The 25,194-nt window shown below is 70.4% G+C and carries 20 protein-coding genes; 13 read left to right on the top strand and 7 right to left on the bottom strand.

Features of this window, described 5'->3' with window-relative positions; translation table 11 throughout:
- The 5 genes from D7Y15_RS31360 to D7Y15_RS31340 all read left to right on the top strand — a co-directional run.
- Positions 1 to 918: enoyl-CoA hydratase/isomerase family protein (locus D7Y15_RS31360; RefSeq protein WP_148139196.1), on the top strand; the 918-nt coding region annotated here is incomplete at its 5' end.
- Between the two features lie 64 nt (positions 919 to 982).
- Complete coding sequence (locus D7Y15_RS31355; RefSeq protein ID WP_120578519.1) at positions 983 to 2,341, top strand: cytochrome P450; 1,359 nt, start codon at positions 983 to 985, stop codon at positions 2,339 to 2,341.
- A gap of 116 nt (positions 2,342 to 2,457) precedes the next feature.
- The gene (gene serC, locus D7Y15_RS31350) at positions 2,458 to 3,546 is read left to right on the top strand and encodes a 3-phosphoserine/phosphohydroxythreonine transaminase (RefSeq protein WP_121754869.1); all 1,089 of its coding nucleotides are present in this window, start codon (positions 2,458 to 2,460) and stop codon (positions 3,544 to 3,546) included.
- A gap of 119 nt (positions 3,547 to 3,665) precedes the next feature.
- Complete coding sequence (locus tag D7Y15_RS31345; protein WP_199746002.1) at positions 3,666 to 4,376, top strand: bifunctional 2-polyprenyl-6-hydroxyphenol methylase/3-demethylubiquinol 3-O-methyltransferase UbiG; 711 nt, start codon at positions 3,666 to 3,668, stop codon at positions 4,374 to 4,376.
- A gap of 81 nt (positions 4,377 to 4,457) precedes the next feature.
- Positions 4,458 to 5,933: a lipopolysaccharide biosynthesis protein gene (locus tag D7Y15_RS31340; protein WP_158629153.1), complete on the top strand. Its 1,476-nt coding sequence runs from the start codon at positions 4,458 to 4,460 to the stop codon at positions 5,931 to 5,933.
- Between the two features lie 3 nt (positions 5,934 to 5,936).
- Here D7Y15_RS31340 and D7Y15_RS31335 read toward each other — a convergent pair whose 3' ends face one another.
- From D7Y15_RS31335 to D7Y15_RS31325, 3 genes are read right to left on the bottom strand one after another with little or no spacing between them, the layout of a single operon-like run.
- On the bottom strand, positions 5,937 to 6,929 hold the full coding sequence (locus tag D7Y15_RS31335; protein WP_121754867.1) for a WecB/TagA/CpsF family glycosyltransferase: 993 nt from the start codon (positions 6,927 to 6,929) through the stop codon (positions 5,937 to 5,939).
- Complete coding sequence (locus tag D7Y15_RS31330; RefSeq protein ID WP_120578515.1) at positions 6,926 to 8,068, bottom strand: glycosyltransferase family 1 protein; 1,143 nt, start codon at positions 8,066 to 8,068, stop codon at positions 6,926 to 6,928. The genes D7Y15_RS31335 and D7Y15_RS31330 overlap by 4 nt, the downstream gene beginning before the upstream one ends.
- On the bottom strand, positions 8,065 to 8,586 hold the full coding sequence (locus tag D7Y15_RS31325) for a serine O-acetyltransferase (protein ID WP_148712916.1): 522 nt from the start codon (positions 8,584 to 8,586) through the stop codon (positions 8,065 to 8,067). Before D7Y15_RS31325 ends, D7Y15_RS31330 begins: the two co-directional genes overlap by 4 nt.
- A gap of 383 nt (positions 8,587 to 8,969) precedes the next feature.
- Between D7Y15_RS31325 and D7Y15_RS31320 the strand changes: the two genes are divergently transcribed.
- On the top strand, positions 8,970 to 10,385 hold the full coding sequence (locus tag D7Y15_RS31320; protein WP_158629152.1) for a sigma-54 dependent transcriptional regulator: 1,416 nt from the start codon (positions 8,970 to 8,972) through the stop codon (positions 10,383 to 10,385).
- A 26-nt stretch (positions 10,386 to 10,411) separates the two neighbouring features.
- On the opposite strand, the gene D7Y15_RS31315 is transcribed toward D7Y15_RS31320, so the two are convergent.
- The gene (locus D7Y15_RS31315; protein ID WP_121754864.1) at positions 10,412 to 11,344 is read right to left on the bottom strand and encodes a hypothetical protein; all 933 of its coding nucleotides are present in this window, start codon (positions 11,342 to 11,344) and stop codon (positions 10,412 to 10,414) included.
- Positions 11,345 to 11,423: 79 nt separating this feature from the next.
- The gene (locus D7Y15_RS31310) at positions 11,424 to 13,283 is read right to left on the bottom strand and encodes a hypothetical protein (RefSeq protein ID WP_121754863.1); all 1,860 of its coding nucleotides are present in this window, start codon (positions 13,281 to 13,283) and stop codon (positions 11,424 to 11,426) included.
- A 136-nt stretch (positions 13,284 to 13,419) separates the two neighbouring features.
- Between D7Y15_RS31310 and D7Y15_RS31305 the strand changes: the two genes are divergently transcribed.
- Genes D7Y15_RS31305 through D7Y15_RS31290 form a run of 4 tightly spaced genes read left to right on the top strand, consistent with a single transcriptional unit; the run spans position 13,420 to position 17,910 of the window.
- On the top strand, positions 13,420 to 14,643 hold the full coding sequence (locus tag D7Y15_RS31305; protein WP_121754862.1) for an alkaline phosphatase family protein: 1,224 nt from the start codon (positions 13,420 to 13,422) through the stop codon (positions 14,641 to 14,643).
- Positions 14,628 to 15,815 carry a glycosyltransferase family 4 protein gene (locus D7Y15_RS31300; RefSeq protein WP_158629151.1) on the top strand — a complete coding sequence of 396 codons (1,188 nt, stop codon included), beginning with the start codon at positions 14,628 to 14,630 and terminating at the stop codon, positions 15,813 to 15,815. Before D7Y15_RS31305 ends, D7Y15_RS31300 begins: the two co-directional genes overlap by 16 nt.
- On the top strand, positions 15,812 to 17,020 hold the full coding sequence (locus D7Y15_RS44890; protein WP_158629150.1) for a hypothetical protein: 1,209 nt from the start codon (positions 15,812 to 15,814) through the stop codon (positions 17,018 to 17,020). Before D7Y15_RS31300 ends, D7Y15_RS44890 begins: the two co-directional genes overlap by 4 nt.
- Positions 17,017 to 17,910, top strand: coding sequence for a glycosyltransferase family A protein (locus D7Y15_RS31290; RefSeq protein WP_121754860.1), 894 nt, complete (start codon positions 17,017 to 17,019; stop codon positions 17,908 to 17,910). The genes D7Y15_RS44890 and D7Y15_RS31290 overlap by 4 nt, the downstream gene beginning before the upstream one ends.
- On the opposite strand, the gene D7Y15_RS44340 is transcribed toward D7Y15_RS31290, so the two are convergent.
- Positions 17,883 to 19,088, bottom strand: coding sequence for a glycosyltransferase family 4 protein (locus D7Y15_RS44340; protein ID WP_158629149.1), 1,206 nt, complete (start codon positions 19,086 to 19,088; stop codon positions 17,883 to 17,885). The two genes, D7Y15_RS31290 and D7Y15_RS44340, sit on opposite strands and share 28 nt — an antisense overlap.
- A gap of 170 nt (positions 19,089 to 19,258) precedes the next feature.
- Between D7Y15_RS44340 and D7Y15_RS31275 the strand changes: the two genes are divergently transcribed.
- The 3 genes from D7Y15_RS31275 to D7Y15_RS31265 are packed head-to-tail and all read left to right on the top strand — an operon-like array spanning position 19,259 to position 22,781.
- A complete protein-coding gene (locus tag D7Y15_RS31275; RefSeq protein ID WP_233605159.1) occupies positions 19,259 to 20,512 on the top strand; it encodes a glycosyltransferase family 4 protein in 1,254 nt (417 codons plus the stop codon).
- Entirely contained in the window at positions 20,509 to 21,342 is an 834-nt protein-coding gene (locus D7Y15_RS31270; RefSeq protein WP_121754858.1) for a PIG-L deacetylase family protein, read from the top strand. The genes D7Y15_RS31275 and D7Y15_RS31270 overlap by 4 nt, the downstream gene beginning before the upstream one ends.
- Positions 21,342 to 22,781, top strand: a complete 1,440-nt coding sequence (locus D7Y15_RS31265) for a hypothetical protein (protein WP_121754857.1) — start codon at positions 21,342 to 21,344, stop codon at positions 22,779 to 22,781. The genes D7Y15_RS31270 and D7Y15_RS31265 overlap by 1 nt, the downstream gene beginning before the upstream one ends.
- 78 nt (positions 22,782 to 22,859) lie before the next feature.
- On the opposite strand, the gene D7Y15_RS44885 is transcribed toward D7Y15_RS31265, so the two are convergent.
- Positions 22,860 to 25,194 (bottom strand): hypothetical protein (locus tag D7Y15_RS44885; protein WP_158629147.1); only part of this gene is annotated, 2,335 nt, incomplete at its 5' end.

The following is a 25,194-nucleotide window of genomic DNA, read 5'->3' as shown; positions in this document are numbered from 1 at the left end:
GTGCTGGGGGTGGGCTTCAAGACGAAGCACAACAGCCTCGACGCGGACGTGGTGGCCACGCTGGGCCGCGCGGTGGAGCGGGCGGAGACGGACTTCCGGGCGCTGGTGCTGGCCAATCCCGGGCCGGACTTCTCCGTGGGCGCGAACCTGATGCTCGTGACGACGTGGGCCAGCCGCAAGCGCTGGGAGGACATCCGCGCGCTCGTGGCGGCCTTCCAGTCGGCGACGCAGCGGCTCAAGTACGCGAGGGTCCCCGTGGTGGCCGTGCCGTGTGGCCGCACGCTGGGGGGCGGGCTGGAGCTGTGTCTGGGCGCCAGCGCGGTGCAGGCGGCGCCGGAGACGCAGGCCGGGCTGGTGGAGACGCAGATTGGCCTGGTGCCCGGGGGCGGCGGAACGCTGAACCTCCTGTGGCGGGCCCTCCAGGGGATTCCCGAGGGCGTCCAGGTGGACGTGCTGCCCTACGTGGAGAAGGTGCTGCGGGACATCTCGCGGGCGAGGGTGTCCACGAGCGCGGTGGAGGCGCAGCACCTGGGGTACTTCCGGCTGACGGACGGGGTGTCGGTGCGTCCGGAGCAGCGGCTCGAGGAAGCCTGTGCGCGGGCCCTGGGGCTCGCTGGCGCGGGCTACCGGCCGCCGGTGCCGAGGGCCTTCCGGCTGCCGGGCGCCACGGGCATCCGCGCGCTGGAGGACGGGCTCGCGGAAGCAAGAGCGTGCGGCGAGCTGACGGCGCACGACGCGGTGATTGGCGCGCGGCTCGCGGCCATCCTGTGCGGCGGGCCGGGGGGCGCGGGGCATGAGGTGACGGAGGAGGAAGTCCTCGCGCTCGAGCAGGAGGCCTTCGTCAGCCTTTGCGGCGAGCCCCGGAGCCTGGAGCGGATGCAATCGCTGTTGATGAACAGACGCGTGCTGCGCAACTGAGCCGTCCGGTCCGGATGGCAGGCTTTGAACGAACCCCGCGGTCTTTCAGTCAAGGAGTGTCACCATGCGCAGCCGTCTGCCCCCTGGTCCCCGCTTGCCTCCCCTCCAGATGGTGCGGTTCACGAAGGACGCCACCGGCTTCTTCGCGGACTGTGCGAAGCGCTACGGAGACCCTTTCACCATGACGCTGCCTTTGGGCACGGTCGTGGTCACCGGCTCCCCGCAGGTCACCCAGCAGATCTTCGCCGCGGATCCAAACATCTTCGAGCCCATGGCGAAGGTGCCCATGGAGCCATTGATTGGTGAGAACTCGCTGCTATTGATTGGAGGCGAGCGGCACAAGCGCGAGCGCCGGCTCATCATGCCTGCCTTTCACGGGGAGCGGATGCGGGCCTACGGGGCGCTGATGCAGGAGGCCGCGCTCCGGCAGCTGGAGGGCGTGAAGCCCGGCGGCACGCTCACGGCCCAGCGGCTCACCCAGGCCATCTCCATGGAGGTCATCATCCGCGCCGTCTTCGGCGTGGAGGGCGCGGCGCGCGTGGAGCGCTTCCGCCACGTGCTGGAGGCCTACCTGGAGAACTACACGCCCTCGCTGGCGATGATGCCGGCGCTGCGGCGCCAGTTCGGCGGCATGGGGCCGTGGGCGCGCTTCCAGAAGGAGGCGACCCAGCTGGACGTGCTGTTGACGGAGGAGATCGCCGCCCGGCGCGCGAGCGGAGAGAAGCGCGAGGACGTGCTCAGCATGCTGCTGGCCGCGAAGGACGAGAACGGCGAGCCGATGACGGACGTGGAGGTGAAGGACGAGCTGCGCACGATGCTCGTCGCCGGCCATGAGACGACCGCGGTCAGCATGACCTGGGGCATGTACTTCCTGCACCGGGCGCCCGAGGCGCTGGAGAAGCTGCACCAGGAGCTGGCGGCATTTCCGACGGCGCCGGATCCGGAGGCCCTCTCCAAGCTGCCGTACCTGTCCGCCGTCTGTGACGAGGCGCTGCGGCTCAACCCCGTGTTCTATCTGGTGTCGCGCAAGCTGCGGGAGCCGTTCACGCTCGCTGGCTACGAGCTGCCCGCGGGGACGGGGCTGATGGTGGCCATCACGCTGACGCACTCGCGGCCAGAGACCTTCCCGGAGCCGGAGCGCTTCCTGCCGGAGCGCTTCCTGGGGCGCCGCTACTCTCCGTTTGAGTACGTACCGTTCGGAGGAGGGGCCCGCCGGTGCATCGGCGCGGCGTTCGCGCTGTACGAGATGAAGGTGACGCTGGGGACGCTGCTGTGGGCCCACCGCTTCGAGCTGGCGAAGGACACGGAGGTCCGGGCGGTCCGCCGCAACGTGACGGCGGTGCCCCACGAGGACATCCCCCTGCGCTCCCTGGGGCCGGCGGTGCATGCGGCGGCGGCCCCCGCGGCGGTGGTGGCCCGCTGACGAAGCAGGCAGCCAGGGGCGGTGAGCGAGGCCCGGCACCGCCCCCAAGTTGCTGGTGACCCCCGGAGTCCCACCGGCGAGAATGCCGGCGCGGTTCACTTCCAGAGGGCACTGCCATGCGCGTCATCAACTTCAACCCCGGCCCGGCCGGTCTCCCCACGGCGGCGCTGGAGCGGGCGCGGGACGAGCTGCTCGACTTCCAGGGCACGGGGATGTCGATCATCGAGCACAGCCACCGGGGCAAGGCGTTCGAGGCCGTCCACAACGAGACCCTCGCCCTCGTGAAGGAGCTGCTGGCCGTTCCGGACACCCACGAGATCCTCTTCCTCCAGGGCGGCGCCTCGCAGCAGTTCGCGCAGGTGCCCATGAACTTCATGCCCCAGGGCGGCTCCGCGGACTACGTGGTGACGGGAGGCTGGAGCGAGAAGGCGGTGGACGAGACTCGCTACTACGGCACGCCGCGCATCGCCGCGAACACGGTGGACAAGGACAAGCGCTTCACGCGCGTCCCCACCCAGGCCGAGCTCCAGTTGGATCCGAAGGCCGCCTACGTCCACATGACGAGCAACAACACGCTCTTCGGGACGCAATGGCACACCTTCCCGGAAGTGGGCCAGGTGCCGCTGGTGGCGGACATGAGCTCCGACATCCTGTGGAAGCCCATCGACGTGAGCCGCTTCGCGCTCATCTACGCCGGAGCCCAGAAGAACATCGGGCCGTCAGGCATCGTCCTGGTGCTGGTGGAGAAGTCCTTCATGGCGAAGGGCCGCAAGGACATCCCGAAGATCTTCCGCTACACGACGTACGCGGAGAACAACTCGCTCTACAACACGCCCCCCACCTTCTCCATCTACCTCTGCCGCAACGTGCTCTCGTGGATCAAGGGCGTGGGCGGCCTGAAGCAGGTGGAGGCCTGGAACCGTGAGAAGGGCGACCTGCTGTACACGGCCATCGACCGCAACGCGGGCTTCTACCGGGCCCCGGTGGAGAAGGCGTCGCGCTCGTACATGAACGTCGTGTTCCGCCTGCCGGACGAGAAGCTGGAAGAGGCCTTCGTGGCCGAGGGCGCCAAGGCCGGCATGGTGGGCATGAAGGGCCACCGCATCACGGGCGGCATCCGTGTGTCTTTGTACAACGCGGTGACCGTGGACCACGTGAAGACGCTCGTCTCATTCATGGACGACTTCGCGAAGCGCAACGGGTAGTTCGCTCACCGGCCCACGTGTCTCAATTCGAGACACGCTCCGGTGAGGTTGCTCCCTGTGGCTGTGTTTGCTTGTATCGCCCAATGACTCCCACAGGGGCGAAGCGACTCTTCCGGGCCGTGCTTCCCGACGGCATCTATCAGTGGCTGGCCCATCACAAACGCCAGGTCTCCATGGGGCGGGTGCGGTGGGGCAGCCTGGGCCGTCAGACGCCCATCGGCACGCACTGGGGACACGATCGCGGCCAGCCCATTGATCGCTATTACATCGAGCACTTCCTGGCGCGGCACGCGGCCGACGTCCAGGGCCGAACGCTGGAGGTCGGGGACGCGCGCTACACGCGGCGGTTCGGCGCCAGCCGTGTCACCCGCTCCGACATCCTCCACGCGCTTCCTGGGAACCCGGAAGCCACCTTCGTGGGAGACATCGCCCACGCGGTCGACATCCCTTCGGATGCGTTCGACTGCGTCCTCTTCACCCAGGTGCTGCAGTACGTCTTCGATGTCCAGGCCGCCGTGCGACAGCTGCACCGCATCCTCCAGCCTGGCGGCGTGGCGCTGCTGACCGTGCCCGGCATCATCAAGGTGGACTGGGGCGCGATGGAGCAGTGGCCGGACTGCTGGCGGTTCACCTCCCGCTCCGTCCACCGCCTCTTTGAGCCGTCCTTCGGCCCCGGCAACGTGCGGGTGGAGTCCTTCGGGAACGTCCGCGCCGCGGTCGCGACCCTGCACGGCCTGGCCCGGGAGGACCTGCGAACCGCCGACCTCGACGTGCATGACCCCCACTACGAAGTCGTCATCGGCGTCCGCGCCGTGAAGTCCCGGGGCTGAGCCACCGCGTCGGCCCACGCGCTACGGCATACGGGCTGCAATGGTCAGGGGTGCATGGCCCCTGAGAGATCGCTCCTGAGGATGAGCGTCGACGTGCTCGCGTCGTGCGCTCGGCACGTGGTGCAGATCGTGACGGGGCTGGCGACGGTCGCGCTGGTGGTGCGTCTGCTCGGTCCGGAGAGCCTCGGCGCCTGGGGCGTCCTTGGCACGACGGGCTTCCTCCTCGGGTTGTCGGACCTGGGCCTCAGCATCGCCGTCCAACGCACGGCGGCCAGACCGGACGATGCCGCCACGCGCCAGCTCATCCGCCTCACGCTGCTGGTGGTGACGCTCGTCTGTCCCTGTCTCTGCGTCTGTGCGTACGTGTTCTTCCTCCACCTCCCGTCCGCGTCCGAAGCGCTGCGGGCGGACGTGGCCCGCGCCGCGCTTCCGGTCCTCGCGGCGGGACTCGCGGGCTCGCTGGCGGCACCGTTGCGTGCGTTCCTGCTGATGCGGGGCGCCAACACCTCGCTCGCCTGGGCGCGCGCCATCGGAGCCGCGAGCCAGATTGCGTTGACGGCGGCGGTGCTCGGCACCACGCGCTCGTTGCTGGGGCCGGCGCTGGGGCTGTTCGCGGGAGCCACGCTGGAGCTCCTGCTCCTAGCGGCGGTGTCCAGGCGCATCGACCCGCACCTCTCGCTGCGTCCTGGATGGCCGGCGGATCCGTCCCAGGTGCGCAGCGCGTTCCGGCAGGGCGCCGCGGCCCTGGCCATGAACGTGGGCATCGCGGCGGCGGTCCGCGCGGACGTCCTCATCCTGACCCGCTCCGCGTCCCTGAGTTCGGTGGGCGCGTATCAGGTGGCCTCCCGCGCCGTGGAGCAGATCCTCGCCTTCGCGAAACAAGCGGGCGGATGGCTCATCCATCGCCTCGGAGATGCCCGGCACCGCGCCAGCGCGCTTCGCCTTGGCACGGCCCTTCTGGGCGGCCTGGCCTCCAGCGGTGTCATCGCGCTGGCCCTGGATGGCACCGCCCTGCTGGAGGCCTGGGTGGGCGCGCTCGCGCACGACTCCGTCACCATGCTCGCGGTCGTCCTCCTGGGCACCGCGGCGGTCATCGCGGCCGCCGAGGAGAGCGCGTCCTCGGCCCTGGCCGTGAGCGGTGAGACGCCGTGGCACCTGACCCACCCGGTGCTCATCGGCCACGCGCTGAACGTCGCCGTCTCCATGGCCGGGGTGAGGTACGCCGGTGCGTGGGCCGTCGCCGGGGGCACCGTCCTCGGAAACGGGGTCATCGCCGTGCTCGTCTGGCGCAAGGTCCGCGCGCTGGTCCAGTGGACCGTCAGGGACGTGCTCTGGGCACTGGCCCCGGTGGGAGCCGCGGGCCTCGTGTCGTTCGTCGTGGGCTGGGGGCTCGCGCCGTTCGCCTCGCGGGGTCCGCTGGGGAGCGCCTGCGTCTGCGCGCTCGTCACGCTGCTGGGGACCGGGATGGCGCTGCTCGTCTGGTGGCGGCGGGATGCACGCCTCGCGGCGGCGGCATCCACTCCGGTGGGCGGCGCGGTGCCGACGTACGCGCCCTGAGGCCTACCGCAGCTTCTGCCAGAGGATGCGGAGCAGGAAGAGCGGATTGCCCAGCAGGTAGCGGACGGCCATCCGGCGGGGCTCCTGGAGCAGGCGATACATCCACTCCAAGCCCAGCTCACGCCAGGCGATGGGCGCGCGTTGGATCCGGCCCGAGTAGAAGTCGAACAGCCCTCCCACCGTGAGGATGACGGCCTGCGCGGCCCCGGAGAGGTACTCGCGTGCCCACAGCTCCTGCCGGGGGCTGCCCATGCCCACCAGCACCAGGCAGGGGCCCAGCCGCGAGATGGACTCCGCCAGCGCGCGGGAGCCAGCGGCGGTGAGGAAGCCGTGCGAGACGATGGGGAGCTCCAGGCCCGGGTGGGCCCTTCGCAGGTTCTCCGCGCAGGCCTCCGCCACGCCGGGGGCCGCCCCCACCAGCACCACGGGCCAGCCTCGCACGGGCGCGTGCTTGCAGAGCAGCGGCAACAGGTCCGTGCCGTTGAGGTTGTGGCGCATGGCCACGCCGAGCAGCGCCGCGCCCACCCGGATGCCAATGCCATCCGGAAGCACCATGTCCGCTTCCGCCAGCGCCTGCGCGAGTGCCACGTCGCGTGCCGCCAGGTTCAAGGCGTGCGGGTGCACGATGGACACCAGCTTCGCGCGGCCACCTTGTCCTTGCGTGAAGAGCTGCTCCACCGCCTGTTCGAGCGTGAGGTTGTCCACGCGGGCGGAGACGATGAACGGGCGCACTTCGGGCTGGGCGCTCTCGGGCGGTGCCAACGCGCGAGCCACCGACGTGCGCAACATCACGCCGAAGTCCGTCGCGGGGGTGCGGCCCTGGAGATAGCGCGCCTCCTCGGCGGCGAGGTCTCCATAGGGCAGCCCGAGCAGCCAGCGCGCCTCCACCGGCGACAGGTAGCCGCGCGGCAGCACCTCGTTGAAGCGCGCGCCCACCAGCGGAGCGCGCCCGCGCAGGACGTCTCGCAGCGAGGCTCGGGGAAGGGGTGCCTTCATCGAACGCCTCCCACGGCGCGGCACAGGGCCAGCAGGTCGTCGCCCGTGCGGTCCCAGCTGCGCTGGCGGGCGTGCCCTGGACCTTCGCGCCGCACCCGCGCGGCCAGTGGCTCGTCCCGCACCACCCGCGTCAGCGCCGCCGCCATGTCCCGCTCGTCGAGCGGATCGCACAACACCCCCAGCTCGCCCACCACCTCCGGAAGCGCTCCCGCCCGGGCCGCCAGCACGGGCTTGCCCGCCGCGATGGCCTCCAGCGCTGGCAGGCCGAAGCCCTCGCACAGACCCACCGCGATGAGCGCCTCCGCGCCCGCGACCAGGCCCGGGATGAGGCCGTCCTCCAGGTAGCCCAGGATCCTCACGCGCTCCTGGAGCCCCAGCCGCTGGAGCTCCGCCCGGATGAGCTGCTCGGCGCCCCAATCCGCGCCGGCCAGCACCAGCTGATGGTCCTGACTCACCGGGGACGCGGCGAACGCCCGCAGCAGCCGCAGGTGGTTCTTCCCCGGGTGCTCCAGGCGCGACAGGTACAGCAGATACGGCGCCTTCAGGCCCAGCCGCTCACGGGCCCACGCGGCACCAGCGCCGTCTCCAAGCGCGAAGCGGTCCGCGTCCACGCCGTTGGGGATGACGTGGATCCGCTCGGGCGCGCAGGAGAGGAAGCTCACCATGTCCCCGCGCGTGGCCTGGCTGACGGCGGCCAGCGCCTCGAAGGACCTCAGCGCCTTGGGCAGAAGCCATCTCACGTAGGTGGTGCGCAGCCGGTCGTACTTGTCCGGCACGTTGAACTGGGCCAGGTCGTGCACCACGCCCACCGTGGGCAGGCCGGGCCGCAGCGCGACGCGGCGGTTGGCGGCGGGCAGCAGCAGCACGTCCGCCCCGGCCCCGCGCGCGTGCGCTCCGCAGCGGGCGAGGTACCACGATGCACCCAGCGCGGGCGTGTCGACGGCGGCCGGTGCCACGGCTCGCTCCGCGCCCACGAGCTCCGGGTCATACGCGGCGAAGTCCCGCGCCGTGCCGAGCGCCACCAGCCGGCCCCCGGTTCGCGCAAGCCCTCGTGTCAGCCGGGGCAGCATCGCGCGCACGTACGTGCCAATGCCCGAGCGCCCCCAGTCCGTTCCTCCCAACGCGACGGCCAGCCTCACGGAGCCGCCTCCCCGGGACGGCACGCCCGCACCACGCGCGCCGGCACGCCCACCGCGACGGACGCAGGGGGAATGGCGCCGCGCACCACGCTGGCCGCGCCCACCAGGCTCCCGTCGCCCACGGACGCGCCCGCCAGCACCGTCGTGCCGTTGGCCAGCACCACGCCCCGGCCAATGCGCGTGCCCGCGCCCCGCTGGATGGTGACGCCGTGGAGCAGGGTGCACTCCGGGCCAATCTCCACCCCATCGCCAATGACGATGTTGAAGGGGTGCGGCAGCCTCAAGCCGGGGCCGATATCATCCGTCCACACATCGATGTGGAAGCCCACGCGCAACAGCGTGGACAGGCCCAGTGACGTGCCCAGTCCGCGCCGGAGCACCGCTCCCCACCGCAGCAGGCCCACCGCCCATAGGGACGGATCCGCCAGGGCCGCGGCTCTGGGAAAGCGCGCCCCCCGGTCCCTGACCGCATCCACCACCCGGGCCCTGTCCGAACGCAGGGCGCGCAACGGCTCCATGCAGGCATGGATTGACTTCGCTGACGCACGCATGGGCGGCTGCCGCTTGCAAGGCAGGAACCATGGCGTCGCACGCGCTGCCGGTGCGTGTCAGGTCGCCGCGGGCCTGTCTGCGTCCCGAACCGGGATGTCTCATCTGGGGACGCCGGGATGTCTCAAACGTAGACAACGCCGGGATTTGTCAAACAGGCCAGAGGACAAGTCGTTGGCCGAGCGCATCCGGATCAACCAGAGGGGATGTCTCGACATGCGGGAATGGTCTGTGCAAACGGATGCGTTTGCTGTCCCGCGTACTCCGATGTGCGAGTGCCCGGCCTCGCGCATCACCGGGACCGGAGGCGTGCTCCCGTCAAGCGCATCCCCCTGTCAGGAGACCCGAAATCGTGAATGTCCTGGACGTGAACCGGCAGTCCCCCGTGGTGATTGTCGACAGGGATGACGTCGCCAGACGGCGCCTGGGCGCCTGGCTGGAGGTGGCGGGCTACGCGGTGCGCGAGTACGCCACCGCGCGCGAGGCGTTGGAGGCGGACAGCGCCGAGTGGCTCGCGGTCTGCCTGGAGCTGGTGTTGGACGACATGGCGGGCCTGGACGTGCTGCGGCATCTGCGCGCGCGGGACACGACGCTGCCCGTCATCGTCCTCACCCGGAACCTGCAGCTCGACACCGCGGTGGATGCCACCCGGATGGGGGCCTTCGCCTTCCTGGACAAGTCCTCCGAACCGGCCCGGCTCGAACGGACGCTCCAGAGCGCCGCGAAGACCCGCCGCATGACGTGGCGGGAGCCGCGGGGCGCGCGAGAGGGCGGCGCGGAGCGGCTCATCGGCGCCATCGTGGGACGCAGCGCCCCGATGCGGACCTTGGCGCGCCAGTTGGACCGCATCCTCCAATCCGACGTGCCGGTGTGCATCTTCGGAGAGACGGGGACGGGCAAGGAGCTGGTGGCGCGCGCCATCCACGAACAGGGCGCGCGGGCCAAGGGGCCCTTCGTGGCGGTGAACTGCGCGGCCTTCTCCGAGGCGCTGCTGGAGTCGGAGCTCTTTGGCCACGAGCGCGGCGCCTTCACCGGAGCGTCGGCTCAGCACCGCGGCTGCTTCGAGCAGGCCCAGGGCGGAACGCTCTTCCTGGACGAGGTGGGAGAGATGAGCCCCGCCACCCAGGTGCGCCTCTTGCGCATCCTCCAGGAGCGCACGCTGCGCCGGGTGGGCAGCACCACGGAGGTCCGCGTGGACGTGCGCATCATCGCCGCCACGCACCGGGACCTGGTGGCGGAGGTGAAGGCGGGGCGCTTCCGGGAGGACCTCTACTACCGGCTGGCGGTGTACCCGGTGAAGGTGCCCGCACTGCGCGAGCGGCCCACGGACATCCTCTCCCTCAGCGACCACTTCCTGGAGAAGTACGGAGGCGCATCGCTCGTCCTGGCCGACGAGGCCCGCGAAGCGCTCGTGCGCCACCGCTGGCCCGGCAACGTGCGCGAGCTCCAGAACGTCATCCAGCGCGCCATCCTCTCCTGCGATGGCGAGCGCATCGAACTGGCGGACCTCCCGCCGGAGCTGCGCGTCCTGGTGCTGCCGCCCGTCCCCGTGGCACCTCCACCGCTTCATCGGATGACCGAGGACGTGGCCCCGTCACCCGACGTGGTGGTGCCGCTGCGCGAACTGGAGCGCCGGGAGATCCTCAAGGCCCTCACGGTGACGAACGGAAGCATCACCCTCGCGGCCCGGTTGCTCGGGCTGGGCCGGGCCACGCTCTACCGCCGCGTGGCCGAACTGCGCATCCAGCGGGAGCCAGACCCGGGGTGACACGCTTCCCAGTGCGCGTGCCGCCGTCATCGGGAGAGCCCCAGCAGACGCAACGCCGCTCGTGACAGGAGCCGGCGCCGCGCAAGCAACAGAGGATCTCCCAGCGGGAGCAGGGGACCGGTGCCCTCCAGCGAGGCCAATCCGTCGGGCGTGGCGATGGCATCGCGCACCTCCAGGCCCTCGCCCACCACGGTCTCCTCTTCCACCACGGCGTTCACCAGACGGGTGCCGCGCTCGATGATGGCGCGCGCTCCAATGAGGGCCCCCGGGCCGATCCGCGCACCGGCGCACACGAGCGCCTGGGGACCGATGAGCACGGGAGGGTTCACCTCGGCGCCGCGCTGGAGGAGGGCGCCGCGCGCCACCCAGACCCCCGGTGCCCGTTCGGCCGCGTGGATCAGGAGCCGTGACGTTCCTTCCGCCCGCGGCAGCCGCCCCAGCAGCGCCTTGCAGGCCAGCCGCAGGACCGCGCCCGGAGTCTCCAGGCGCGCGCCCCACCCGGGCAGCTCCTCCTCCGTGACGGGACCGGTGGCCGCGGTGATCAGGTGCACCTCGGCTGGCGCGAAGGGCTCAACGGCCGGTGGTGGCGCCAGCCGGCCCACGCGCACGCCTCGCTCTGGCGCCCGGCGGTAGAAGGCCGCGAGGTCCGCGTTGCCCAGGACGGTGTCCGGCACCACGAGGAAGGGCGCGTGGGCGGGAAAGCCCGCCGAGTCCGCGATGACGCCCGGCGGGAACAGCGAGGCCGTGGGGACGAAGATGACGTTGCGGGCCAGCGCCTCCTGCTGCGAGACGAGGCTTCGCAGTTCTGCTCCATGGGCGTCCGCGCCGATGTCGATGGCCACCTTCTCGAAGCCCGACGCGCGCAGCCACTGCAACTGGCGGGTGACGAGCGGGGGCCCGGCCACGGACAGGAACCCGGCGCCAGGAGCCGCGGCGCTGCGATGGATGACGGCGAACATGGTGTCGTCGGTTCCGTTCCTGGGGGGCCCGCCGGACGGAGGGCTGCCCTGTGATGACGCGCGCGAAGGCGTCTTCCTCTCAGCGCGGCTCCTTTCGCGGGACGGGCCCTTCCATGCCCCTCGACGCTCTCGCTCCGGACCAGAAGCCCATGACGTCGCCCACGCGATCCGGATGGGTAGCAAGGTCGGTGCCGAGCCCCACCACCACGAAGCCGACGCACGCCTCGCTCCCGAGCAGCCGCCGCAGCGCCCACACCTCGAACACGGAGTGCGCGCCGGAGCTGGCGACGACAAGCACGCGGGCACCCTTGCGGACCGCGAGTCGCAGCGCTTGCGGACGCCGCGCCTCCTCCCACGAAACGAGCGTCGCGCCTCGCCCCGGGACGTCATCCCGGGCTGGGACGTCCATTGCCCCAAGCCGGGACAGCAGCTCCCGGGTCCGCTCCTGTTGCGATTCCCCGAGCGGCAACACCCGCGTAACGCCGCTCGCCTCGTCCAGCGCGGCCCGGAGCTCCACGACGAGCTCCTCCAGGCCTTCAGCGGAGGCGGGCCAGGGAGTGGCGGCCACCACCGGGCCGCGTCCCCAGAACGAGAACTCGGCCGGCGTCCACAGCTTGAGGCCGCGCAGCGAGGAAGCGGTGAGGGCCACCACGGCCAGCAGCGCGAAGGTGGGAGGCAGCAGCAGGGCCACCGCGCGGCGATAGGACTTCGAGGGACGCGTCGGCGGGGTGGCGGAGGTGAGCACGCGCAGCTCCATCGCGGGCTGGCGCACCTCGCCCTCCACCACCTTCTGACGCTGCTGGAGCTCGGTGAGGCGCGTCTCGGTGATGTGGATCCGCGCGAGCAGCGCGCTGGCCTGGCCCTCCAGGGCGGAGAGCCGTGCGATGCGCTCCTTCGCGGCCTCCTCCGCTTCGGCGTAGGCGCGCCACTTCTTCTGGGCCAGCTCTCGCTGTGAGCCAGCGTCCAGCAGGCTGTTCTGGAGGAAGGTCCAGGAGGGGTTGGTCCCCACGACGCGGTCGGAGACGGTGCCACCCGCGGGCCGGGACTCCAGGGCCCGCACGGCGGCGGTGAGCTGCACCACCTCGGGATGTTCCATGGAGAGATTGGCTCCGCGGGCGGCGAGCTCCGCGCGCAGCTCGGCCAGCTTGCGCAGCTCGAAGTAGCTCTCGGTCTCCGACAGCACCATCCGGCTGGGCTGCTCACGGGCCGCCTGCTTCAGCAACAGCGCCCTGGCGTCCGAGGACTCCGCTTCGATGCGGAAGCGGTTCTTCTCGGTGCGCAGCCGCGCCGCCTCCTCGATGGAGGACTGCCGGTCGAGCGTGAGCTCCGCGATGCCGTTCTCCTGGCGGAAGCCGTCGTAGTGCGCCCGGGCCTCCTCCAGCTGCGCCTGGACCTTGAGCACCTCCTCGCCCAGCGCCTTCAGCTGCGCCTCGGCCCGAGTCCGCTCCGAGTCCCGCTGATGGTCCAGGAACACCTGGGTCATGGCGTCGGAGAGCCGGACGGCCTCCTCGGGGCTCGCCGCGGTCGCGGAGAGGGTGAGGATGTTGGAGCCGCGGGCCACGGCGATGTCCACCCGCCGGGCCAGAGCCTCCAGTGTCACCGGCAGGCCCGTGCGCTTGCGCAGCGCCTCCATGTTGTTGGGGAGCTTGAGCGTATCCATCAGCGTCTGGATCTCCCGCTCGGGGTTCGCGGCCGCGCGCGCTCCTGTGGGCTCCCAGACGAGGATGGTGCGGGCGGTGAACTCGCGGGGCATCACGGTCTTGGCCAGCAGCACGCCCAGGACGATGCCCGCGACGAAGCACCCGGCGATGATCCGCCAGCGGCGCCGCAGCACCCGCGCGATGCGCAGGGGATCAACGGGATACCCGGAGCGCACCGACTCCTGTCGCACGGGCGCCGTCTGCGTTTCGGGCTCCGGGCCCTCTTCCAGCGAGAACATCCGGTGCGGACCGGCTGCACGGTGGATGCCAGCGTTCAGCCAGCCTGGATGGGCGCGGGTGGCGGAGCTCTTGCAATGTCAGACACCGTCGCGGACGGCGGGAGCGCTCGGAGCCGTCTCACATTGAGACAGAACCATGTCCCGGGAAGAGATGACACCAAGAGGAGACAGCGCCGGGGCACGGCCCTTCCGGCCGCGTCGTGTGCTCGTGGTCTTCGTCGATGCGCTGGGTCCGTCCCAGCTGGAGACCTTCGAAGGGCTGCGTGGGTTGCCGCACCGGGGCCGCCTGCGCGGCATCCTGGGCTATTCATGTGGCGCGCTGCCGACGATCCTCACCGGCGTGCCACCGGAGCGACACGGGCGGATGTGCCTCTTCGCGCACGCGGAGCGTGAGGACGAAGGCGTGCTGTCACCGCTGAAGTGGCTGGGGCTGCTGCCGCGCCAGGTGCATGAGCGGGGCATGCTGAGGCGTGCCGCGGCGCGGGCGCTGAAGAGGACGGAGGGGCTGACCGGGTACGTGGACCTGTACCGAGTCCCTCCGGAGCTGTTCCGCTGGCTCGACCTGCCGGAGCGAGAGGACCTGTTCAACGCCGAGCGCATCGGCGGGGTGGAGACGTTCCTCACGAAGGCGAGGCGCGCGGGCCTGCGGGTGTTCGCGGCGCCCTGGCAGCTGCCGGAGGAGGAGCGCTGGGCGCATACCTGCGCGGTGTTACGGGCGAGCAAGCCAGACCTGGCGTTCGCGTACGCCACCGCCCTGGACGGCGCCCTGCACCGTACCGGCAACGGCAGCCGGGACGCGCTCGCGACGGCCCGACGGCTCACCGAGCGGATCGAACAGACGGTGGATGCGATGCGCGCGGGCGGAGGTGATGTGACGACGGTGATGGTGGGGGACCACGGGATGGCGGACATCCACGACGTGGTGGATCCACGGCGGATGCTCAAGGAGCTGCGAGGCACGCGGCTGTTCGTGGACAGCACGATGCTGCGGGTCTGGGGGGATGAGCGGACGCGCGAGAAGGCCCGCGAGCGGATGGTGGCGCACGGGCTCCCGGGGAGATGGCTGGACACGGAGGCGCTGGTGGAGCGACAGGCGCCGGTGCGGGGTGCTCCTTACGGACAAGCCCTCTTCGTGCTGCGGGAAGGAGCCCTGTTCGCCCCCAGCTTCGTGGGGGGCAACGTGCGAGGCATGCACGGCTACGACGTGGACAGCCCCTCGGCGTATGCCGCCATCGCCTCGGATGCGCCGCTGCCCAGGGACCGAGGCGCGTTGATGGACGTGGCCGGATGGGTGTGCGCGATGCTGGGGCTGGAAGGGGAGACGAACCCGGACGGGAGACCGCCATGGGCCGCGGCTTGAGGGTCGCATGGCTCAACGACGCCGCCACCCCCGTGGGCGGCGCCGAGCGCTACGTGCGGGAGACCGCGCGGGAGCTGGGCGGGCGGGGCGTGACGTCGCTGCTCTTCTACGACGTGAACGTCTCGCCGGATCCGCACCCGGTGATGCGGGAGCCGTTCGAGGGCATCTTCCCCATCGTCGACCTGGCGCGGCAGCTGAGGGAGCTGGCACCGGACGTCGTCTACGTGCACCAGCTCGCGAGCCTGAAGGCGCAGCGCGCACTGTTGGATTCGCCAGCGCCGGTGGTCCGCTTCTTCCACGACCACCGGCTGTTCTGCCTGCGCGAGCACAAGTACACGACGCTGGGAAAGGAGCCCTGCACGAAGCCGGTGGGCGCGGCCTGCTACCCATGTCTCGGCTTCGTGGGCCGTTCAGAGGACTGGCCCGGGCTGAAGTGGGCCTCGCTGGGGAGGTTGCGGGAGGAGCAGGCGCTGGCCCGGCGTCATCACGCCTTCGTGGTGGGCTCGCGGTACATGGCGGACCACGTGGCGGCGCATGGCTTCCCGCGCGAGCGGACGCACGTCATCCCGCTGTACGCGCAAGCCCCGTCCGTGTCGCGGGTGCCGGTGGAGCGAGAGGAGGACCTGCTCCTGTTCGTAGGGCAGCTGACGACAGGCAAGGGCCTGGATGTGCTGTTCCACGCGCTGACACGCACCACGCAGCCGTGCCGCCTGGCGGTGGTGGGAAGGGGCCGGCAGGAGGAGGAGCTGCGCGCGAAGGTGGACGTGCTGGGGTTGTCGAAGCGGGTGGCCTTCCTGGGCCCGATGGCGCCCGAAGCGCTCTCCGGGCAGTACCGGCGGGCCGCGTGTGTCGTCTTCCCCAGCCGCGCGCCGGAGACGTCCGGCCTGGTGGGCATCGAGGCGCTGGCGCACGGGACGCCAGTCATCGCCAGCCAGGTGGGCGGAGTGGGGGAGTGGCTGACGGAAGGCGAGACGGGGCTGGGCGTGCCGCCAAATGATCCGGAGGCGCTCGCGGAGGCCATCGACAGGCTGATGGCGGCGCCGGGCCTGAGGAGGACGATGGAGGCGCACGCGCGAAGGACCTACGAGGAGCGCTTCGTCCCCGAGCAGCACGTGACGAGGCTTCTGGCTCTGCTGGAGTCGGTGGCGGGCGCGGGAGGGAGAGCAGCGTGAGGGACGGACGCTTCACGTTGAAGGGCTCGCAAGAGGTGGAGGCACGGATCTCCCAGGTGGTGGCCGAAGCGGCGGCCGTCATCCACGCGCACGTGCACCCGGACGAGCTGCGGACGCTGGCCCTCATTGGCGGCTACGGGCGCGGTGAGGGAGGAGTGGAGAAGAGGGACGGCGTCGAACGGCCGCACAACAACCTCGACTTCCTCCTGGTGCTGGAGCGAGCCCCGCGAGAGGGGCTGAAGGCGCGGCTGGACCTGGCGCTGGAGCCGCTGCGCGAGCGGCACGGGCTGGGGTTGGACCTGGGCGTGACGACGGTGCGGGCGCTGCGGAGGTCCCCGTGTCAGGTCATCTGGTACGACATGCGGTTCGGCCACAAGACGGTGGCGGGGGATGCGTCGTTCCTTCCGGGGCTCGAGCACTTCACGCGAGAAGCCATCCCACCCGACGACGTGCGGAACCTGGCGGTGAACCGGGGCACGCTGCTGATCATCAACCAGGTGCTGCGGGACCAGGGCGCACTGGACGAGGACGCGCGCCGCACCATCCTCCGGCACACGGCGAAGGCCATCATCGGCTACGGCGACGCGCTGCTGTACTTCCTGGGGGCATACGACTGGAGCTACGCGGAGAAGCGGCGGCGGATGGCGCTGCGGCACGACGTGCCGGCTGGGTTCCGGAAGCTGTACGACGAGGCGAGCGCCTTCCGCCTGGAGCCGGACTACGCGCGCTTCGCCCCAAGCGAGCTGGGGCCCTGGATGGACGAGGGGAGGGCGAGGCTCGCGGAGGTGCACCTCACGTGTGAGGCCGCGAGGCTGTCGGTGCCCGGGCTGAAGTGGCCCGGATACGCGGAGCGGGCGTTGATGCACTCCCTCAAGGAGGGCGGCCTCCAACCGAAAGTCTGGCTGCGTCGGGTGCGCAACGGCGTAAGGTTCCGGCCAAAGGCTTCACCCGAGCTGGGGCTCCGAGCGCGATTGGGGCTGAGGCTCGGAGGGCCGCGAGGGGTGCTGGCGGCGGCGTTCCCATTCGTGGCGTTCGAGGTGGGCGAGCCCCGGGACGCCGAGTTCGCGCGGCAACTGCTGGGAGCGGCAAGCCGAGAGCCAGCGGACTTGCGGCGCGCATATCTGAGGTACTGGGGCGAGTCGGGAGACCCCAACTTCGCGCACGTGGCGAGGAAGCTCGGCCTGCGCCTGGGGGACCAATCATGAGTCGCAAGGTCACCGTCATCATGCGCTCGAAGGACTCGGCCTGGGTCATAGGCCAGGCGCTCTCCGGCCTGTTCTCGCAGGCGCGCAAGGACTTCGAGTTGCTCGTGGTGGACTCGGGCTCCAGGGACGCGACGTTGGACATCGTCTCGCGCTTCCCCTGCCAACTGATCCGCATCGACGCTGGGGCGTACTTCCCAGGCGTGGTGCTCAACCGGGCCATCCGCGAAGCGCAAGGCGACATCATCGTCTTCCAGAACTCCGACGTGGTGCCGCTGACGCCGCAGGCGCTGGACCGGTTGCTGGAGCCCATCGAGCGCGCGGAGGCGGACGCGACCTTCGCGCGACAGCTGCCCAGGCCCGAAGCGCACACGTGGGTGCGAAGGGATTACGAGGTCGCGTTCCCGGAGCAGGGAACTCCGCCGCCATGGATGACGTACTCGCTGCCATTCGCGGCGATGACGCGGGATGCATGGCTCAAGCACCCCTTCTACGAGGACGCGTGGGGTTCCGAGGACACGGAGTGGGGACACCGGGCGCGCGGCGACGGGCTCCGGGTGCGCTACGTGCCGGACGCGTGGGTGATGCACTCGCACAACTACACGCTGAAACAGTTGTACGGGCGCCGCTTCATCGAAGGAGAGGCGGATGCCTTCATCCGGGAGGAGCCCGCGTCGCTGACGGGACTGGCCCGGAAGCTGGGCGCGTCATGGGCAAGGGATGCGGTCGCGCACCTCCGGGCGCGCGACGCCGCGGGCCTGGCGCTCTCCGTTCCCCGGCGGCTCGTGTACCACTGGGCTTATTGGAAGGGACACCAGTGGGGAGAGCAGCGCCTGCGGAGCGGGAACGCGGACGCGAGCGTCGGTCAGCGGGTGGTGCTGCGGAGGCAGTGAGCTTGAGCCGCATCGAGTAGCAGTTCCTCGATGCCGCGAATGTAGGCGTCGAGTGAGGCGTGTTCCCTCACGATGTCGAGCGCCCGCTGGACGAGCACCTCCTGCGCCGCCGCGTCCCGGTGGAGGGCCGCCAGCGCCTCGGCGAAGGCTTCACCCGTGCATGCCTTCACCAGCAGCGAAGCGTCGTGCCGATCAAGGAAGTCACGGGCACCGCCGCTGGGGGACGCCGCCACCGGCAGGCCACAGGCCATGGCCTCCAGATACGTGAGGCCCTGGCCCTCGTGCTCCAGCTTCGACGCGAACAGGAGCGCATCCGCATCCTGATACAGCGGAAGCAACTGCTCGCGGGGAAGTTGCCCGGCCCATGCCACGCGTCCGTCTACCCGCAGCACCCGCGCCCGTTGCCGCAAGGACGCGAGATACGCCGGATCGTCCGCCGCGCCCGCGAGCGTGAGGGTGGCCTTGACGCCGCGCTTCTCCAAGGCCGCCAGGGTGTCGATGGCCGCATCGGGGGCCTTGCTCGGATGGAGCCGGCCGACGAAGAGCAGCCGAGGCTCCGGGCGCATGGGCCGGAAGGGACGAGGGGTGAAGCGCGACAGGTCCACGCCCTGCGGCAGCACGACACCGAAGTCCAGCGGCACACCCGCCGTGAGGCACGTGCGCCGGACCGCGTCCGAAAGCCACGCGACCCCGGCGGGCTGGATGCCGGTCCAGGTTCGTGAAGGCACCAGCAGCGAATCGAGCACGCTGCCCAGCCGAGCCCAGGGCCGCGCGTCGCGACCCACGCTGAACGCCACCGGCCAGTCGTCGTTCACCGTGACGATCGCGGGGACGCCTGCCTCGTGGAGCACCCGCAGCGGCGCGAGCCCCAGTCTCCGTAGGCTCATGACCAGCACCGCATCCGGCCTGCCATGGTCCTTCAAGTAGCGGCGCACCGCCGCCGTGTTCCGCACACCAGCCGCGAAGTGACGGAGGCGATCCCGTCCCGCGGGCCGGCCGAAGCGGCGAGCCAGGCACAGGGACCGCAGCACGCGCCCATTCTCGGAGCCATCGCCGCTGGTGAGGACGTCGACCTCGTGGCCACGCCGCTCCAACCCCTCCACCACATCTCGTGCGAGCAGTTCGTAGCCGCCGAGGACGTCGGGCGGGTACAGGTTGGTAAGGACGGTGACTCTCACGGGCAGGCCCTTCAGCTTGCAGGGGACATGCCTCCCCGCGAGCTGACTCCTTGCCCATGCACCGCCCGGATGTCTCGGATTGAGACGTCTCGGAATGGGAATGGGGAAGGAGGGGCGCCGCGGGTGGGGCGCGGAGTGTCTGGTCCATGAATTGCGTCTTGCCCGTGCATATGACGGCTGTGGAGCGCCCCGGGCGGCGCGTGGTGCATGTCCTTCGCAAGTACGACCCGCGTGAGTGGGGCGGGACGGAGACGCACGTCGTGGAGGTAACGCGGCGGCTGGCGGCGTTGGGCTGGGGGCCAGAGGTGCACGCACCGGCGGGGCCCTCGGAGCCGGATCGAGCGCTGGGCCCCGAGGTGCCGCTGCTGCGCTATCAGGCCTTCTGTCCGTTCCTGGGCCCGGCCGAGAAGCGAAGGGCGCTCGTCGCCAATGCCGGCAACCTGGCCACCTTCGATGAGCCGCTCCGGCTCGCGAAGGACGCGGGCCTCGCCCTGGCGCACCTGCACACGGCGGGGCGCATCGGCGGAGCCGTGCGGACGGCCATGCGTCTCACGAGGCGCCCCTATGTCATCTCCGTGCATGGGCCACTGCTGGCGCGGAAGTCCTGGCTGGAGCAGGACACCGCGCGGCGGCTGTCGGGGCTCATGGACATGGGCCGGCCCATCGGGTGGCTCTTCGGTGCCCGGCGCGTCATCCACGACGCCGCGCGAGTCATCACCTTCAACGAGGAGGAGCGTCGCGCCCTGTCCGAGGTGGTCGGGGACCGGGCCGTGAGGTTGGATCAGGGGGTCGACCTGAAGCGGATGGCCACGGGAAGCGCGCAGCGGGCGAGAGAGCGTTGGCCCCGGTTCGCCCGCGCACGCGTGGTCACCCTGGTGGGGCGCATCTCTCCGCAGAAGAACCAGGTGCTAGCGGTGAGGGCCTTCGCCGTGGGGGCGCCCGAGGATCATCACCTGGTCCTCGCGGGCGCGACGGTGGACGCGGCCTATGGTGAACAGCTGAAGCGAGAGATCCAGGCACTGGGGCTCGGCGAGCGCGTCCATGTCCTCGGCAACCTGGACGCGGCCCGCGAGGTTCCGGATCTGCTGGCGCTCTCCAGGCTCGTGCTGGTGCCCTCGGCGCACGAGGCCTTCGGACTGGCGGTGTTGGAGGCGTGGGCGGCGGGGAGGCCGGCATTGCTGGCGGTGCACTCGGGCCTGGCGGATCTCGCCGGAGCCATTGGTCCGGAAGGGCTGAGCGTGCCGACCCTGGAGGTAGAGGACTGGGCCCAGGCGCTGCGGCAGGCACTCGCCAACCCCGTGCGGCTGGACGTGGCGGCGCGAGCGGGTGCCGCGCAGGTGCGTCAGCGCTTCAGCTGGGACGTGGTGGCAAGCAAGGTCGCGGAGCTCTACCAGGCGGTCCTCGAGGAAGGAGCGCGGCGATGATGGACGGAAGCCCGGTGAGGAGGGGACTTCGTCGCTTGCAGCGGCTGGCGCTGGGACGGCGAGCCCGCACGTTCAACGAGGACGAGCTCCGGTGTCCCGCGATGGTGTTCGCGCCGCACCCGGATGACGAGACGCTGGGGTGTGGGGGCGCCATCCTGCAGAAGCGGCGCGCGGGAGCGGCGGTGCGGATCGTCCTCCTGACGGACGGCGCCAGCTCACACGCGCACCTGATCTCACGCGACGAACTGAAGGCGCAGAGGGCGCAAGAGGCGCTGGGCGCGGCGAAGGTTCTGGGCGTGGAGGAGGCGGAGGTCTTCCTGCTGGGCTTTCCCGACGGCGCGCTGGACGCGAACCGGGAGGCGGCCGTGGCCAGGGTGGAGGACCTGCTGCGGAGGCACCGGCCGGAGCAGCTCTTCGTCCCGTACGCTCGGGGCGAACACGCGGACCACGTGAGCACGAACCACCTCGTGCATGAGGCAGTGGCAAGGGTAGGGCGGCCCGTCACGGTGTTCGAGTACGCGGTATGGGCCTGGAGGCACTGGCCCATGGTGGGCTTCGGAAGGACACGAAGGCAGCAGCGGTCGGTGCTGGCGGGGACGGTGTCGACGAGGCTGGGACTGCGGATGCTCAAGGACTTCCGGACGAAGGTGTCCCTCCGGGGCGTGGTGGAGCAGAAGCGCGCCGCGCTGGCGCTGCACGCCTCGCAGATGGAGCGCCGAGACGCGGAGCCGCGCTGGCACACGCTGCACGACGTGGACGGAGGCGAGTTCCTCCCGTGCTTCTTCGAGGAAGACGAGCTCTACCGGCGCATCGACATCGCGGCGCGCTGATGGAGACGAAGTTCCTCCTCTTCCTGGGCCTGTGCGCGGTCGTCATTCCCGCCGGGATACACGCCGTCGGGAGGTCCGAACGCCTGAAGCACCTCTGCGTCATCCTGCTCGTCTGGGGCACCACCCACGCCTCGGCGGTGTCCCTCAACTTCTTCAGCCGAGCGTGGTACCGCGGCACCACGCGCGGCTTCGAGTTCAGCTGGCTCGACTTCCTGTGGATCTTCCTGTGGGTGGACGAGCTGCGGCGGCGCAAGCCAGGCCAGCGGCGCGAGTGGCCCCACGGGCTGGCCATCATGGGAGTGTTCCTCGCATACAACGCGGTGAACGTCCTCCTCTCCGAGCCCCGGTTGTTCGGCCTGTTCGAGCTGTCGAAGATGTTCCGCGCCGTCATGGTGTACGTGACGATCGCGGCCTGCGTGAAGAACGAGCGGGACCTCCGGCGCCTCGTCGCGGCGCTGGCCATCACGGTCATCTACGAGTGCTTCTGGGTGATCCACTCCCGGGTCGTGTTGGGGCACAGCCGGGCGGACGGGACGCTGTTCCACCCGAACACCGTGTCGATGTTCAACCTCATCGCGGTCCCGGTGCTGCTAGCGGTCGCGCTCTCGGATGTAGGGCCACGCCTCAAACGTCTGTGCGGCGTGGCCACCTTCCTGGGCTCCATCTCGGTGCTGTGCACCGTGTCGCGAGCGGGACTGGTTTCGCTGGGGCTGCTCCTGGTGGCGGTGGCCCTGACGTGTGGGGCGTTGAAGCCAACGCCGAAGACAGCAGGGGTGGCGCTCCTGCTGTTGCTCGCGGCCATTCCCCTGGGCCTCAAGCTGGCACCGGCCTTCCAGGCCCGCTTCGATACCGAAGGAGGACTCTCCAGCGAGTTCGGGGGCAAGGAGCACGAAGGGCGCGGCGCCTACGTCCACCTCGCCCGGTTGATGCAGGAGGACCATGTCTTCGGAGTCGGGCTGAACAACTGGTCCTACGCGGTGTCCAACCAGTACGGCCGGATGATCGGCTTCGGTTACATCCCCTACACCGGCACGGAGGAAGCACCGCCCAAGGGCCCCATCCCGGCGGGCTCGAACGTGGACGCGGCCCAGGCCCCCCCGGGACACAGCCTGTATCTCATCACGCTGGGAGAGACAGGCTGGCCCGGGGTCGTCCTCTTCGCGGCGGTCTGGCTGAGCTGGTTCAAGATGGGAGCCAGCTTCTTCCTCAAGCGTTCGCCCGCGCTGCGCTCACGCTTCGGAATCGGAGTCTTCTTCGGCCTGCTGGGAGCCTTCGCCCAGAGCTTCTCCGAGTGGGAGTACCGGCAGACGCCATTGCTCTTCCTGCTGCACATCCTCTTGGGAACACTGGCGGCCGTGTACCCGGCCCGTCCGTCGGTGACGGCGCTCCCAACGAAGACTCTCTCCCGGATGGCGAGGGTGTCACTCAAACGCGAGTGAAGCGCCCCGTCCGGGTGACGGCTCCGTGTTGGAGCACGGAGCCGTCAGCGCGGGATGCAGCCAGGAGTAGGGCGGCTCCTACAGGCAGATCCACCTGTAGATTCCGGAGCCTGTGGAGATGGTGCAAGTAGCGCCCAACGGTGAGCAGGCCGTATCTGGGTAGAAGTTGGTGCAGTTGTAGTTCTGGCAGGACGGGGCCCCAAAGGTGCACGTCCCTGTGTTGGTCCATTTCCCGCCGGAGGCGACGCACGTTCCATTGCTGCACGTCTGTCCGCTGCCACAGGTCTGGACGTTGGTGGTGGAGGTGCCAGTACAGCCGCTGCCGCTGCAGAGGCCGGTGGTGGTCTTCTGGACGGTGTTGCCGTTGCAGGAGTAGCTGTCCACCGGGGAGCACGTCTGGACGTTGGTGGTGGTGCTGCCACCGCAACTGCCACCACTGCAGGAGCCGCTGGTGGTCCTCTGGACGGTGTTTCCGCTGCAGGAGTAGCTGTCCACCGGGGAGCATGTCGTGACGGGCTGCGGGCTGGACGCGCAGGAGCCTCCGCTGCAGCCGCCATTGACGACCTGGTAGACGGTGTTACCGACGCAGTAGGGGCTGCCGGTGCTGGTCGGGCACGTCTGGACGAACTGCTGGCTGGACGCGCAGGAGCCTCCGCTGCAGCCGCCATTGACGGTCTGGTAGACGCTGTTGCCGCTGCAGAAGGGGCTGCCCGTGCCGGTCGGGCAATTCATGATATCCGTGATGGTGACGCCACAGGAGCCACCGCTGCAACCGGTGCCCGTGGTCCTCCGGACGGTGTTGCCGCTGCAAGAGTCGCTGCTCGAAGTAGAGCAGGTCTGGACGGCGGTGTCGGTGGAGCCACAGGAGCCGCCGCTGCAGCCGGTGCCGGTGACCTTCCGGACGGTGTTGCCGCTGCAGTAGTTGCTGCTCGAGGTGGAGCACGACTCGATGAGTTGCGGGGTGGACGTGCAGGCGCCGTTGGAGCAGCCGCCGTAGACGGTCTGGTAGGCACCGTTGCCGCTGCAGTAGGGACCGCTGGTGCCGGTCTGGCACGTCTGCACGAGGGTGTCCGTGGAGCCGCAGGAGCCGCCGCTACAGGTGCCCGTGCCACTGGTGCGCCGCAAGTCATTGCCGCTGCAGTAGTTGGTGCTCGCGGTGGAGCACGTCTGGACGAGGGTGTCCGTGGAGCCACAGGAGCCGCCGCTGCAAGTGCCGGTGCCGGTGGTCTTCCGGACGGTGTTGCCACTGCAGTAGTTGCTGCTGGAGGTGGAGCACGTTTCGACGAGTTGCTGGCTGGACGAGCAGGAGCCTCCGCTGCAGCCGGCATTGAGGGTCCGGTAGACGCTGCTGCCGCTGCAGAAGGGGCTGCTGGTGCCCGTCGGGCACGTCTGGACGAGCGTGTCGGTGGAGCCACAGGAGCCGTCGCTGCAGCCGGTGCCGGTGGTCTTCCGCACGTCATTGCCGTTGCAGTAGTTGCTGCTCGAGGTGGAGCACGTCTGGACGAGGGTGTCGGTGGAGCCGCAGTTGCCGCCGCTGCAACCGGTGCCGGTCAGCTTCCGGACGGTGTTGCCGCTGCAGTAGTTGCTGCTGGAGGTGGAGCACGACTCGATGAGCTGCTGGGTGGACGTGCAGGCGCCGTTGGAGCAGCCGCCGTAGACGGTCTCGTAGGCACCATTTCCGCTGCAGAAGGGGCCGCTGGTGCCGGTCTGGCACGACTGCACGAGGACGTCAGTGGACTGGCAGGATCCACCGCTGCAGGTGCCCGTGCCGGTGGTCTTCCGGACGTCATTTCCGCTGCAGTAATTGGTGCTCGCGGTGCTGCAACTCAGCGCCGTGCCGCCGCAGCCGCCAGCACCGTTGCAGACGTCTCCCGTGGTGCATGTGTTGCTGTCATCGCAGCTGGCGCCCGAGGCCTTCGGCACGTAGGAACAGGTGCCGTTGGAGCAAGTGCCGGCGGACTGGTAGCACTGATTGGGCGGGCTGTTGCAGCTCAGCGCCGAGCCGCCACAGGTGCCAGCACCGTTGCAGACGTCGCCCGTCGTGCAAGCGTTGCCATCATCGCAGAGGGTGCCCGCGGCCTTCGGCGGGTAGGTGCACGCTCCGTTGGAGTACGTGCCCGGGGAGCCATGGCAGGCGTCCGGCGGCGTTGTGCAGGCCGGGACGCCCGCGCAGACGCCCGCTCCGCTGCACACGTCGTTGATGGTGCCGCCATTGCCGTCATCACAGGCCGTGCCCGCCGCCTTCGGCGCATAGGAGCACGCCCCACTGCTGCACGTTCCCGCCGCCTCGAAGCACTGGCTCGGAGGGCTGCTGCAAGCCACCGGTGTGCCCGCGCACCCGCCCGCCCCGTTGCACGCCTCCTTCACCGTGCACGCATCCCCGTCATCACACGCGTCACCCGCCGCCTTGTAC

This window comes from Corallococcus sp. AB030 (genome assembly GCF_003668965.1).
GTDB lineage: Bacteria > Myxococcota > Myxococcia > Myxococcales > Myxococcaceae > Corallococcus > Corallococcus exiguus.
This window is presented reverse-complemented; position numbering and strand designations above follow the sequence as displayed.

Bases quoted from the DNA above. Each gene is read 5' to 3' on its own strand.
- D7Y15_RS31270 (WP_121754858.1), top strand. From the start codon at position 20,509: ATGATGGACGGAAGCCCGGTGAGGAGGGGACTTCGTCGCTTGCAGCGG.
- D7Y15_RS31300 (WP_158629151.1), top strand. From the start codon at position 14,628: ATGGGCCGCGGCTTGAGGGTCGCATGGCTCAACGACGCCGCCACCCCC.
- D7Y15_RS31305 (WP_121754862.1), top strand. From the start codon at position 13,420: ATGTCCCGGGAAGAGATGACACCAAGAGGAGACAGCGCCGGGGCACGG.
- D7Y15_RS31325 (WP_148712916.1), bottom strand. From the start codon at position 8,586: ATGGAGCCGTTGCGCGCCCTGCGTTCGGACAGGGCCCGGGTGGTGGAT.
- D7Y15_RS31275 (WP_233605159.1), top strand. From the start codon at position 19,259: ATGACGGCTGTGGAGCGCCCCGGGCGGCGCGTGGTGCATGTCCTTCGC.
- D7Y15_RS31340 (WP_158629153.1), top strand. From the start codon at position 4,458: ATGAGCGTCGACGTGCTCGCGTCGTGCGCTCGGCACGTGGTGCAGATC.
- serC (WP_121754869.1), top strand. From the start codon at position 2,458: ATGCGCGTCATCAACTTCAACCCCGGCCCGGCCGGTCTCCCCACGGCG.
- D7Y15_RS31355 (WP_120578519.1), top strand. From the start codon at position 983: ATGCGCAGCCGTCTGCCCCCTGGTCCCCGCTTGCCTCCCCTCCAGATG.
- D7Y15_RS31290 (WP_121754860.1), top strand. From the start codon at position 17,017: ATGAGTCGCAAGGTCACCGTCATCATGCGCTCGAAGGACTCGGCCTGG.
- D7Y15_RS31335 (WP_121754867.1), bottom strand. From the start codon at position 6,929: ATGAAGGCACCCCTTCCCCGAGCCTCGCTGCGAGACGTCCTGCGCGGG.
- D7Y15_RS31315 (WP_121754864.1), bottom strand. From the start codon at position 11,344: ATGTTCGCCGTCATCCATCGCAGCGCCGCGGCTCCTGGCGCCGGGTTC.
- D7Y15_RS31310 (WP_121754863.1), bottom strand. From the start codon at position 13,283: ATGTTCTCGCTGGAAGAGGGCCCGGAGCCCGAAACGCAGACGGCGCCC.
- D7Y15_RS31265 (WP_121754857.1), top strand. From the start codon at position 21,342: ATGGAGACGAAGTTCCTCCTCTTCCTGGGCCTGTGCGCGGTCGTCATT.